This window comes from Flavobacterium maritimum, assembly GCF_040049085.1.
Lineage (GTDB): Bacteria > Bacteroidota > Bacteroidia > Flavobacteriales > Flavobacteriaceae > Flavobacterium > Flavobacterium maritimum.
This window is the reverse complement of sequence record NZ_JBDLZY010000002.1, coordinates 782,110-794,758: the sequence shown is the minus strand read 5'-3', so window position 1 is coordinate 794,758 and position 12,649 is coordinate 782,110. Positions and strand designations below refer to the sequence as shown.

General features: G+C 36.4%; 11 protein-coding genes. 4 read left to right on the top strand and 7 right to left on the bottom strand.

The features are described 5' to 3' along the window. The first annotated feature begins 176 nt into the window (after positions 1–176). From ABEB23_RS07395 to ABEB23_RS07385, 3 genes are all read left to right on the top strand, one after another. The gene (locus ABEB23_RS07395) at positions 177–1,028 is read left to right on the top strand and encodes an NAD(P)H-hydrate dehydratase (RefSeq protein WP_348811873.1); all 852 of its coding nucleotides are present in this window, start codon (positions 177–179) and stop codon (positions 1,026–1,028) included. An 81-nt stretch (positions 1,029–1,109) separates the two neighbouring features. After that, the gene (locus ABEB23_RS07390) at positions 1,110–1,904 is read left to right on the top strand and encodes a HipA family kinase (protein ID WP_348811872.1); all 795 of its coding nucleotides are present in this window, start codon (positions 1,110–1,112) and stop codon (positions 1,902–1,904) included. Then, positions 1,882–2,265: a DUF3037 domain-containing protein gene (locus ABEB23_RS07385; protein ID WP_348811871.1), complete on the top strand. Its 384-nt coding sequence runs from the start codon at positions 1,882–1,884 to the stop codon at positions 2,263–2,265. The genes ABEB23_RS07390 and ABEB23_RS07385 overlap by 23 nt, the downstream gene beginning before the upstream one ends. A gap of 266 nt (positions 2,266–2,531) precedes the next feature. Here ABEB23_RS07385 and ABEB23_RS07380 read toward each other — a convergent pair whose 3' ends face one another. Continuing rightward, entirely contained in the window at positions 2,532–3,047 is a 516-nt protein-coding gene (locus tag ABEB23_RS07380; protein ID WP_348811870.1) for a GNAT family N-acetyltransferase, read from the bottom strand. Positions 3,048–3,381: 334 nt separating this feature from the next. Here ABEB23_RS07380 and ABEB23_RS07375 point away from each other — a divergent pair, with 334 nt between their 5' ends. After that, complete coding sequence (locus tag ABEB23_RS07375; protein WP_348811868.1) at positions 3,382–3,921, top strand: lipid-binding SYLF domain-containing protein; 540 nt, start codon at positions 3,382–3,384, stop codon at positions 3,919–3,921. A gap of 43 nt (positions 3,922–3,964) precedes the next feature. On the opposite strand, the gene ABEB23_RS07370 is transcribed toward ABEB23_RS07375, so the two are convergent. The 6 genes from ABEB23_RS07370 to thrA all read right to left on the bottom strand — a co-directional run bounded on the left by ABEB23_RS07370 (position 3,965) and on the right by thrA (position 11,888). After that, entirely contained in the window at positions 3,965–4,444 is a 480-nt protein-coding gene (locus ABEB23_RS07370; RefSeq protein WP_348811867.1) for a GNAT family N-acetyltransferase, read from the bottom strand. A 37-nt stretch (positions 4,445–4,481) separates the two neighbouring features. Beyond that, the gene (locus ABEB23_RS07365) at positions 4,482–4,970 is read right to left on the bottom strand and encodes a hypothetical protein (RefSeq protein ID WP_348811866.1); all 489 of its coding nucleotides are present in this window, start codon (positions 4,968–4,970) and stop codon (positions 4,482–4,484) included. 259 nt (positions 4,971–5,229) lie between these two features. Beyond that, complete coding sequence (locus ABEB23_RS07360) at positions 5,230–6,699, bottom strand: outer membrane protein assembly factor BamB family protein (RefSeq protein WP_348811865.1); 1,470 nt, start codon at positions 6,697–6,699, stop codon at positions 5,230–5,232. Positions 6,700–7,080: 381 nt separating this feature from the next. Continuing rightward, positions 7,081–8,370 (bottom strand): threonine synthase, encoded by a 1,290-nt coding sequence (thrC, locus tag ABEB23_RS07355; RefSeq protein ID WP_348811864.1) that lies wholly within the window; start codon positions 8,368–8,370, stop codon positions 7,081–7,083. Between the two features lie 63 nt (positions 8,371–8,433). Further along, positions 8,434–9,357 (bottom strand): homoserine kinase, encoded by a 924-nt coding sequence (locus ABEB23_RS07350; RefSeq protein WP_348811863.1) that lies wholly within the window; start codon positions 9,355–9,357, stop codon positions 8,434–8,436. Positions 9,358–9,440: 83 nt separating this feature from the next. Next, positions 9,441–11,888, bottom strand: a complete 2,448-nt coding sequence (gene thrA / locus ABEB23_RS07345) for a bifunctional aspartate kinase/homoserine dehydrogenase I (RefSeq protein ID WP_348811862.1) — start codon at positions 11,886–11,888, stop codon at positions 9,441–9,443. Positions 11,889–12,649: the final 761 nt, after the last annotated feature.

Here is a 12,649-nt window from a genome sequence, read left to right as displayed (position 1 = left end):
TGCAATTATGTGGGAGAGTATGTCGTCGCCTTTCTTTAATCTGAATCTTCAGATTCTAAAACCCTGTTCTAACGAACAGGGTTTTTTCGTTTATAACGTTTTTTGGTTTCTGTAGAGAGTTATAAGCCGATTTTAGCTACTATTTTGTAATTTTAAGCTAGAAAATTAGCCAAAGAATGAATTCTCTAATCTATATTGACCAAAAAGAAGTCCTGAAACGATATAAACCGATCGATCAACACACCCATAAAGGAATTCAGGGACATGTTATTATTATTGGTGGAAGTTATGGTAAAATTGGAGCGGTTTGTCTTTCTACCAAAGCAGCTCTCAAAACAGGTTGTGGATTAGTAACCGCTTACATCCCTAAATGTGGTTATGAAATTCTTCAAATATCAGTTCCTGAAGTCATGGTTTTGACCGACAATCAGGAAAAATATATTTCTGAAATTATTTTTGAGATCAGTCCACAAGCAATCGGAATAGGACCAGGAATCGATCAGGAAATACAAACCCAGCAGGCGCTGTATAATTTTTTGAAAACAAATACAATTCCTTTGGTAATAGATGCAGATGCCTTAAATATTCTATCACAAAACAAGGAATGGCTTTCTTTATTGCAACCCAAAACGATTATTACTCCACATCCTAAGGAATTGGAACGTTTAATCGGAAAATGGATTTCCGAAGAAGATAAAATCAACAAAGCAATCGCATTTTCGAAGCAGCATCAGCTTATAATAGTGGTGAAAGGCGCTCCTACCCGAATTATTGACGGCGAAATCATCTACGAAAACACTACGGGAAACGCTGCTCTAGCCACTGCCGGTAGTGGCGATGTTCTTACCGGTATGATTAGCAGTTTGTTAGCTCAGTCCTATGATCCAGTCAGTGCTGCAATACTAGGTGTTTATCTCCACGGTTTAACTGCCGATATTGCCTTACCCGAAACTGGTTACCAATCATTTGTTGCTTCTGATATTGTTGCAACTCTTGGTAAAGCATTTTTGAGTTTAGGAAAATTGTAGTAAATAGCATTTGGAGGTAAAATTTCCCCCTACTTATTTGTAAGTTTGTACTCAAGCAAAACAGCTTTATCCAATTCGATTATGGAAAAAATACCCCATCTTAGAACCGTAAATGTTACGCGATACATTACCCCTTTGCGGGAAGGAGGCTCTTTGCCTGCTCTGGCCGAAGCCGATGATGATTTTAAGTATGTTCTAAAATTTAAAGGTGCCGGTCATGGTGTCAAAGCTTTGATTGCCGAATTATTGGGAGGAGAAATTGCACGTGTTTTAAACTTGAAACTACCAGAGCTCGTTTTTGCTAATCTGGATGAAGCTTTTGGGCGCTCTGAAGGGGATGAGGAAATTCAGGACTTGCTTCAAGGGAGTCAGGGACTGAATTTAGCTTTACACTTTTTATCTGGAGCCATTACTTTTGACCCGGTGGTTACTGTAGTTGACCCAAAATTAGCTTCTCAAATTGTTTGGTTGGATGCTTTTATTACCAATGTCGATCGTACCTTTAGAAATACCAATATGTTGATTTGGCACAAAGAATTATGGCTAATCGACCATGGTGCTTCGTTTTATTTTCATCATTCGTGGACCAATTGGGAAAAGCATGCCCAAAGTCCTTTTGCACTCATCAAAGATCATGTATTATTGCCTCAGGCATCTTTGTTAGCAGAAACAGATGAGTTATTCAAAAAAATATTGTCGACTGAAGTATTACAGTCCATAGTGAACCTTATTCCGGAGGACTGGCTAATTTGGGAAGATACAGATGAAACTCCCGAAGCAATACGGAACGTCTATTTCCAGTTTTTGACTACACGTTTAAACCATTCCGAAATTTTTATAAACGAAGCACAAAATGCAAGAAAAGCACTTATATGAGTATGCCGTAATCCGGGTTGTGCCAAGGGTGGAACGCGAAGAATTCCTCAATGTAGGTATTATTCTCTTTTGCAAAAAAGCGAAGTTTATAAAAGTGCTGTGCTCGATGAACGAAACCAAACTTCAATTGTTTGCTGCCGATTTAGACTTGGAGCAATTGCATTTAAATTTGCAGGCTTTCGAGAAAGTAGCGCATGGCGAAAAATCGGGTGGGCCAATCGGGCAATTCGAAATACCGGAGCGTTTTCGTTGGTTGACTGCTATTCGTAGTTCTGCAATCCAAACCTCAAGACCGCATTCGGGATTTTGTGATGATTTAGACCAAACCGCACAACGCCTGTTGGAAGAATTGGTTCTGTAGTGAGAATATAAACTCAAGAATAATTTTTATAATGTGGGCGTAACCCCAAAGCAGAAAATTTCGTTTTTGATTGAAGAATCTGCAACTTCGGGGTCGGGCTTTTGGCTTTATCTTTATTTTTTTAAAGTAAAAAAATAAAGAATATCGCCGCAATCCCTTACGTGGGCTGCTAGTAGACCTAGAAGAATAGTTGGTTATCAGTTAAACCGAGTCAAACGGAGTAAATATTTTCTGTAAAAAGCAAGAATTCTACAATTATGGAACAGCTATAACCGTCCCATTCTTTTTTCTAAAACAATAAATTCCAAAGGCTGTTCCGTGATGGTAACATGTACTCCACTTTCCGGAAACGGCTCTCTTTTTCCTGTTTCAACATAATCGTTGCGTTTATACCATGCAATCAATTCTTCTCGAACCGATATTACAGTCATTACAATTTTAGGTAAACCTAATTCTGAAGCGTGAATTTCAGCCTGTTGTAATAATTTTTTACCAATCCCACTATTTTGTAACTCGGGTGAAACGGTCAGCATTCCTAAATACAATTGATGCTCTTTTTCAATTAGCAATACGCAACCTATAAGTTCGTTGTTCTGGGTAAATTTCAGTATAGTGTTTTTTGGGTCTTGAATGATTTCCGTGAGTTCTTCTCTCGTGGTTCTGAGCCCTTCTAATAAATTAGCCTCTGTAGTCCATCCTTTTTTTGAAGATTCACCTCGGTAGGCTGAATTTATTAATTTATTTAATGGAGAAACGTCTTCTAATGTCGCTTTTGTAATCATTGGTAATTTTTATTCCTGGGTTCTGATTTTGTGTTTTTCAAAGGTAAAAAAAATTGCGACAAAACGGTATTTCATTCTAGTTCGCGTTCGTCTCGTATTGTTGTTGGGAGCGAAAAAAATTCTGCATTATCCAGACAGGAGAGGCTTGAGATTTTCAACCGAGTATGGATTAATTAATGAGCTGATCGTTTCTTTTTTTTATGATATAAAGATGCTTTTTATTGATAAAAATATATTCTTATTGTATTGATAATCAGGTTATTTTGTTGTTATATGAGAAGATTATATTATCTTTGAATAACGAATTTTTACAACAATTTAATATATATAAAGCATGAAAACAATAAATATTATTTGGGTAATAGTATTGGCTTGTGTAGTAAACATAATGCCAATATTCGGACAAGGAGACTCTAAAAAGACTAAAGTTATTGCGGACAGCAATACAGCAAAGGCTGATTTCATTGCTGCAGATGGTCTTATGAAACCAATTTTTGAAAAAGCATATGGTTATGTCATCTTTCCTAATGTAGGTAAGGGTGGACTCGGTGTTGGCGGAGCAGCTGGTAACGGTGCTGTTTACGAAAATAACCAGTTGATAGGCATGGCAAAATTATCGCAGGTGAGCATAGGATTCCAAGCAGGCGGGCAAGCGTATCGTGAGGTAATATTTTTTGAAACAAAAAGGGAAATGGACCGTTTTAAAGAAAGTAAATTTGAGTTTTCCGCTCAAGCTTCAGCAGTAGCCGTAACCGCTGGTGCCTCCGCAAATGCCAAGTATACGGACGGTGTTATGGTGTTTACCATGCAAAAGGGTGGACTTATGTACGAAGCATCGATTGGCGGGCAAAAGTTCAAGTTTAATAAAATGTAACACTCTTGTTTTACTTAAATCCGAGCGATTTGGGCTGTCATTTTCATTCTATATGTTTATATAATGGAAGTGAAGTTAAACGCGCAATTTCTGCTGCGCCCAAATCGCCCTCTTTACTGAATGTCCATACAAACAATGCTTTTATTGGGTGGTCTTTTCGAATGTTGTCAATTGCCTCCATCGTAAGTCGTTTTGCAATTCCTTTTCTGCGATACTCCTGTAAAACTAGCGCAGAGCATAAGTATAGTGCCTCATATTTTGTATTTAAAGGGGTTAGGTCGAAGAGTTCTTTTTCCGAGATTTTATTTTCAATAAATCGGTTCATCAATTCCAGCGTGGTTGGAATTAGTAAAATCCAAGCCACAGGACCATTACCGTCATCATACTCGGATAGAGTAGCTGGATGAATCTGTTTTAATCGTTCTAATACTGCTGGATTTACATCGAGCTGGTTCGGATCATTTTTAACAGAAAAAACTTCTTCTGCCAACTGAATCATTCTCTCCAAGTTACTTAGTGGCATAGGTATAATTTTTAAAGATGGCTTATCATTTTATCAATCAATATAATTCATTTCTTTTTCTCTCTATTAATATGTATTTTTTAAATACATATTTCCAAGGCATGAAGACTATCGGTATGATAATTCCCGAGAACATATACGCCATTTCTTCGGCAGGTGAACCTTTGAGCGTTCCTGCAGACCATAAAGGATAGGCCACAACAATAAGCCAAAGCCCTTTGTAGAAAATCATAAAAAGCATAATGGGTAACATTCGCAACGTATGGAATACACCTAAAAGTGCAAGTGTTGAGTAGGCAGCCCAGGTACACCAAGCCACAGCCCTGGTAGGGTCCCAGGCACCTTCATGGGTAAGAATAACTTTCCATGAATCCGTGGCAACAAAAACAAACATTAAGGCAAAGAACAGCCGCATTACATAAATATTGATTCTGCGCACACCTTCGTACTGTTCGTAGTCAGGAACAAAAATGTTTTTGATACTGAACTTTGATTGCTTCTGTGACGTTTGTTCTGTTGTGTTCATAATTTTCCCTATTCGTTGTTCAAATTGTTAAATCCTATTCTATCAGTGTCTTTTGGTTTTTATTTTAAGCCAAGGTATAAAAAAAAGCTAGGTCTTTTTATGAACCTAGCTTTTTTTGTCTTGTTGTAGTTTATCGTGGGCACGAAAAAAAATTCCGTGCTATCGAACCGAAAGAAATTATGTATATCAGAGCGATGGGGTTATACATTTCGATTGCTTTTCTAGAATAAATTATAAAGATTTCGGGAGAGGCAACGAACTACTGTTTGTTTCCACTGTCCGAAGGATATCCCACTGTCTTGGTTTCGATGTCATAGACTACGGGAGAGGTATAAAAGCTTTTTACATTTGAGACATTCCAGGAATCAAATTTTCCGTAAATCCATAAAGTCACTCCCGATGCAGCATTTATTGCAGCAAGTCCCCCTGGCGCCGCCAAATAAACATAACCATCGAACACGGTAGGCGATTCCCTTGTGGATGTACCGAAACTGGTGTTCTTCCATAACAACGAACCGTCTGTTGCATTAAATGCTTGTAATCCATTGTTGGTACCGCAAACATATAATATGTTATTGTTTTCCGTAGGGGTTGACCAATCAGAAATTGTTGATGGCAAGGTATAACGCCATACTTCTGAACCATTGACCGCATTTAAACAAAACACAGCTTTTTCACTTTGAATATATACCTTGTCATTTGATATAGTTGGTGAATTCTCCCCAGCGATACCGGCATCAAAATCCCAAACCAAAGTTCCGTTTGAAGCATTCAATACATATAATTTCCCGTCGTCCGCACCTACATAAACTTTATCATTTGCAATGGCTGGTGAAGATCTTACATCGGTTGCACCAGTCTTATATTTCCATTTAAGGTTGCCTGAAAGGTCAAGGGCATAAGCATGGCTATCTGGTGCTCCAAAATATATAACGTTGTTTTCTACCGTTGGCACTGAGTTGATAACCGAAAACACTTCTGTTTGAAATGACCATTTTATCTCTCCGTTTGAAGCATCTAGAGCATAGATTTTGCCATTGTGCGAGCTGCAATATAATATATTGTTCGACAGGGTGACGGAACCATTGAAGTATCCCTGCGTAGTTTCGTTCGACCAAATTTGGACTCCGGTATTAATGTTTACCGCACATAAATTTCCGCTGATATTTAGGTAAACGATATCATTGGCAATTGCAACGGTATGCCCAAAACCCAATTTTGACCATAGTAAATTACCGCTGCCATTAACCGCATAAACATAATAATCAAAAGACATATGTGGTTGCCCGCATGAAATAATGATTTTGTTCCCTACGCTATTTGTTTTGGCGGATACGTTTACGTTAAACTGGCAATTGGTGCCACCATAACTTATTGAAAATTTATCCGTTTGTACTATTTCAGGAGTTCCCGAACCTTTTAGTTTGACTTCCTGAATTCCCAAAGTCGAGAAATTGCCACTAGCCGAAAAGCTATAGCCATTAACTGTATTTGTCGTGATTTGATAATCCCCAATCTTGACCACGTTTACTTTTACGGTTATATATTCATTGTCCCCTAAAACTGTTGTACTTTGGAAAGAACCATTCACTACAATTCCTGAGCAATCTCCTAAACTATTGACCTGAGTTGCGGGGGGATCGATAGCTGATTCATTTGTGCAAGATGATACTAGGATTAAAATAAGAATAAGAAAAAAAGCAGAAATTGGTATGGATTTAGACTTCATAAATTTAATTTTTATCAGTGACAGGTTTTTTTATTAGAATATTGATGGTTGTTATTATTGAATTTTTACTGAAGTTTTATATGTTTTATTTCTTCTTAAATTCCGATTCATTCTTTTTTGTTGTGAAAATTTTGTGTAAAAAATTATATTTTACAAGTTATTTATTTTTTATTCGTCTCATTTTGGTATTGGCCTTAACTGGTTATAATTCACCAAAATTAAGCTGGATTTAATTTTATAGGATGCTTAGGTATTATCAAACATAATGATTTTACTTACAGAAAGCTAATTTAATAATAAAAATAATCTGACTAATTTTCATAAAAAAACGACTGAAAATCACTTCTCAGTCGTCTTGTATTTTGGTTAGGATCTGTAATGTTATGCCAAAAACGATTTCAATTCTTCATACGTTTTAATTTTTACGCTTACTTTTTCCTTGTTCAACACACTTTCGATTTGGGTCGGAATTGGCAATTGCACGTTTAAGGTTGGTTCTACCATATCCAAAAACTTAATTGGGTGCGCAGTTTCTAAGAAAATACCAATTGCATTCGGGTGATTTTGTAATTCTTTTTTCAATCCCAAATATCCAACTGCTCCGTGTGGTTCTGCAATATAACCATCGGTATTGTATATGGTTTTCATTGCTGCAATAGTTTCTGCATCAGTGAAAGTAAAAGAAGAAAAATCTTTTTTGAACTGCTCCAAATCATTTTGGTACATTTCCTGAATTCGGATAAAATTACTAGGATTCCCAACATCCATTGCATTCGAAATTGTCGCGATAGAAGGTTTTGGATCATAAATACCGTTTACCAAAAATCTTGGTACCGTATCATTTACATTGGTAGCTGCCACAAAATGTTCAACAGGCAAGCCCATTTTTTTTGCAATGATACCTGCGCAAATATTTCCAAAGTTCCCGCTTGGACAAGAAAAAACTAATGGTTTGTTTTGTTTCTTTAATGCTTTGTATGCAAAGAAGAAATAAAACATTTGTGGCAACCAACGTGCAATATTAATGGAATTCGCCGATGTCAGGTTTTTATGTTTTAAACTGTCATCCAAGAACGCTTTCTTTACCATGTCCTGACAATCATCAAAAACACCATCAACTTCAAGAGCGGTAATGTTCTGCCCCAAAGTCGTTAATTGTCTTTCCTGAATATCACTTACTTTTCCGGATGGATATAAAATAACCACTTCAACTCCATTTACCCCAAGAAACCCGCTGGCTACTGCACCTCCAGTATCTCCGGAAGTCGCAACAAGAACCGTGTTTTTATTGTCTTTTTTGTCTTTATTAAAATATCCCAGACAACGAGACATGAAACGGGCGCCCACATCCTTGAAAGCCATCGTTGGACCATGAAATAACTCAAGAGAATAGATTCCTTTTTCAACTTCAACCACCGGAAAATCAAAACATAGGGTTTCGGCGATGATTTGTTTTAAAGTGTCTGCAGGAATTTCGTCACCTACAAATTGTTTGATCGCTTCAAAAGCAATTTCTTCATTGCTTAGATTTTCGATACTATCAAAAAAAGCTTTGTCTAAAGGGGTAATCGTTTCAGGAAAATACAATCCTTTATCAGTGGCTAATCCTTGTATTACGGCTTCTTGAAAAGAAACTTTTGGGGCATTATGGTTTAAACTGTAATATTTCATTTTTATTTGCTTTATGTGATAGGTTAATTAGGAAGCTTTTGCCTAATACCTACAGCGTATTGCTTATTTAATTATTTTCATTCCCTCGTCATTCACTTTGGAAACGTGAATTTCATACGGTAAATTCATTTCATCATACACGGCACTCATGGCTTCTGCGATTTTTTTGGCGGTTGCTTCTCCTTTGCTTAAAGCAAAAATAGAAGGACCTGAACCGGATATTCCCGAACCTAAGGCGCCGTTTTCATAAGCTGTTTTTTTGATCAGATCAAATCCCGGAATCAATACACTTCGTAAAGGTTCGACGATTTCATCATGTAATGAACGACCAATTAATTCGTAATCCTGCGTGTATAATCCGGCAACTAATCCGCCCACATTTCCCCATTGCGTAATAGCACTTTTTAAGGAAACGGTCTGTTTCAATACCGAACGTGCATCAGATGTTTTCAACTCAATTTGTGGGTGAACCACAGTAGCATACAATTCAGAAGGGCTGTCTATTTTGATAATGTCCAAAGGATTTGAACTCCTTACCAGTGTAAATCCACCCAAAAGGGCAGGAGCCACATTATCGGCATGGGCGTTTCCGCTGGCTAGTTTTTCGCCTTGCATAGCAAATAAAACCAATTCTTTTCGTGTAAAAGGACGTCCCAATAATTCATTGATTCCAAAAACGGCACCGGCTGAACTGGCAGCGCTACTACCAATTCCGCTTCCCGCTTTGATATGTTTGTAGATTTCAATTTCGAATCCAAAATCAGTATCAACCGCTTCCAACATGGCCAAAGCAGCAACTCCTGCTACATTTTTTTCGGTTTCTAAAGGCAGATCGGCACCCACTATTTTTGTGATACGAACCCCTTTTATGTCTGATTTTCGAATAATCATTTCGTCACCGGCAGTTGCTAAACAAAGACCAAGAACATCAAATCCACAGGATAGATTCGCAATTGTGGCGGGGCAAAATATTTTTATTTCTTTCATTTTTTTTAAGATTCTAAGTTCTAAGATTTTAAGATTCTGAGATGACTTAGCATCTTGGAGTCTTAGTATCTTAGCACCTTTTTTTAAACATTACCTATTCTAATTACATCTGCAAAAATTCCTGAAGCTGTAACCGCTGCTCCTGCACCAGCTCCTTTGATCAATAAAGGTTGGTCGACATAACGGTCAGTAAAGAACAATACAATATTATCTTTTCCTTCTAAGTTGTAAAAAGGATGTTCTTTTGGAATAAATCGCAAACCAACATTGGCTTTTCCGTTTTCGAATTGTGCTACATATTTCAATCGGGAATCCTTGCTTAAAGCTTCCTTGTAAATAGCATTAAAATGAGCAGCATGTGTTTTTAATGATTCGAAAAAAGCTTCGTTAGATGTCGTTTCTAAACAAGCCGCTGGCATAAATGATTCATTGACAATCTCATCAATTTCCATTTTATAACCACTTTCTCTGATCAGAATCAGGATTTTTCTGGCTACGTCGATTCCGCTCAAGTCAATTTTAGGGTCTGGCTCTGTAAATCCTTGAACACCGGCTTCTTTAACAACGTCATGAAAACTATGATTTTCATCGAAATTATTAAAAATAAAGTTCAGACTTCCTGATAAAACAGCTTGAATTTTGTTGACTTTATCTCCTGAAGCAATCAGGTTTTTTACGGTATCGATGATTGGTAATCCAGCCCCAACATTTGTTTCAAAAAGGAAAGGCGCGTTGTACTGACGGGATAATTTTTTTAGTTTTTTGTAATTGTCGTATTCAGAAGCGCAGGCAATTTTATTACAAGTTACCACAGCGACGCTTTGTTTTAAATACTGTTCGTAGGTTTTAGAAACCCCTTCATTGGCAGTAATGTCCACAAAAATACTGTTACGTAAATTGAGTGCTTTCACATTAGCAATGAACTTTTCCTGATCGGCAGGCTCTCCGGTTTCTAAGGCAAATTGCCATTCTTTTAAAGAGATTCCATCCTCGTCAAAATACATTTTTCTGGAATTTGACAATGCGATAACGCGCAGGTTTATTTTTAGATTCTCTTTTAGGAATTTCTTTTGTTGGTGGATTTGCTCGATGAATTTTTCACCTACATTTCCAACCCCCATTACAAAAAGGTTTAGCTGTTTGATGTTTTCTTCGAAAAAGTTTTCGTGTAATGTATTCAATGCTTTTTTGACATCTCTTTCGTTAATTACTACAGAGATATTTCTTTCAGAAGCTCCTTGTGCAATCGCTCGGATGTTTACATTGTTTTTACCCAAAGTGCTAAACATACGACCACTTAAACCTTGGTGATTTTTCATGTTTTCACCTACCAGAGCAATGATGCACAGGTTTTTTTCAACGATGCAGGGATCAATTTTGTTTTGGGCAATTTCAATTTCAAAAGCTTTATTGATGGCATTTTCAGCAGCTTCGGCATCCGAATTTAAAATACCGATACAGATGGAGTGTTCTGAGGAAGCCTGGGTAATAAAAATAACATTAATACTTTCATTAGATAATACCTCAAAAAGTCTTTTGGATGAGCCCGCAACACCAATCATTCCTGGACCTTCAAGAGTAATCAAAGTAATATTGTCGATATGACTGATTCCTTTTACAGGCTGACCGTTAGAGTGTACCTGATTAGATATTAAAGTGCCTTCTGCATTTGGATCGAAAGTATTTTTGATATGAATTGGAATATTCTTTCTCAACACCGGTTGAATAGTTGGCGGATAGAGTACTTTGGCACCAAAATGTGACAACTCCATCGCTTCCTGATACGAAATAGAAGCAATAGGCTGTGCTTGTTTTACGATTTTTGGATTAGCAGTAAACATTCCGTTTACGTCGGTCCAGATTTCTAAGTCAGATGCATTTAGTGCTCCGGCAATAATGGCTGCAGTATAATCAGAACCACCACGGCCCAAAGTAGTATTGATACCATCTAGTGAAGAAGCGATAAATCCTGGCATAACCACCACCTGATTCTCATTCGAAGCAAAGAAATCAACAATTCGTTGATTTGAAATCTCAAAATTTACGGCCGCTTTTCCAAAGTTATTGTTTGTTTTGATCAGTTCACGGCTGTCTTTATAACCACTGTTTTTAAGGTGTTGTTTTAAAGCTTCCGCAATAATATATGAAGATAATAATTCACCAAAACTTAAAATCGTGTCTGAAGTTCTAGTGGATAACTCTCCCAAAAGAAAACAGCCGTCTAACAAGGTTTCAAGGTGATTGACAATTCTTTTGATATGACTTAAAAGACTGCTTTGCTCACTTACAGGAATAAGTTCTTTTAAAGCATCTAAATGTTTTTTCTCTATTTCGGCAACAATTTCTTTAAAGCCTTCATCTCCTGAAGCTGCTTTTATTGAAGCCAGTTGAAGCAAATCGGTTACTTTACTGAAAGCGGAAACTACTACTACTAATTTGTCCTCGTTTGCTTTATTGATTACTATATCTAAAACCAGTTTAATGTTTTGTGCATTGGCTACCGAAGTGCCGCCAAATTTTAATACTTTCATACGAAGTTTATATTTTTTTTAATTTGATCCCGATCGCTATCAGGAGGTATCGCCATTTTTTAATTTTTATTCACAAATCTTGAATTTTTATTTATCAGTGATGATTTTCAATTGTATTGTGAATGATGGCGATTTCATTTTGTTTCTTTTATTTTAAAAATGCAATGTTTTTTATACATCCAAAAACTTTCTTCCTTCCGAAAAAAAGTATAATAAACAGGATTATATGTAAAATGTATACCCCTAAGGGGTAGTAGTTGTTGTAGTAAATGTAACAGAAATGGCAACTCGGATTGGAGCTGTTATCGAAGAGTGATATGTAGTTCTGTTATTTGTCATTTTGATTTCCCAAAAGTACAGTTTTTTATAAAATTGAAAACCATAATTTTGTTTTTTGTGAATATTTCAAAAAATAGATGTTGATTGAGTTGATATTGGTTAATTGGTAATATATCGGCTTTATATTGTGCTTATTCGTATATTTATATTGATTTTTTTAGACCAAAGATGTTGTTTTTTAGTTCGTTTTTTTATTTAAAAAAGCTATTTCTGTTTGGTTTGCATTTGAGACACTAACTTTTTTTTGCTTTTTAGAAGCGAACCCTCCTAATTGGAATACCATATTCTAAAAATAGTATGTAATTCGGAAATAAATCGCTAAATTTAGTGTCGCTTGAACGGAAAATATGATTTTATTTTTTTTAGATGTAATTTTTAAATTATTATCAAAAATGTTGCTTTTTAATATTGATTTATTGAAT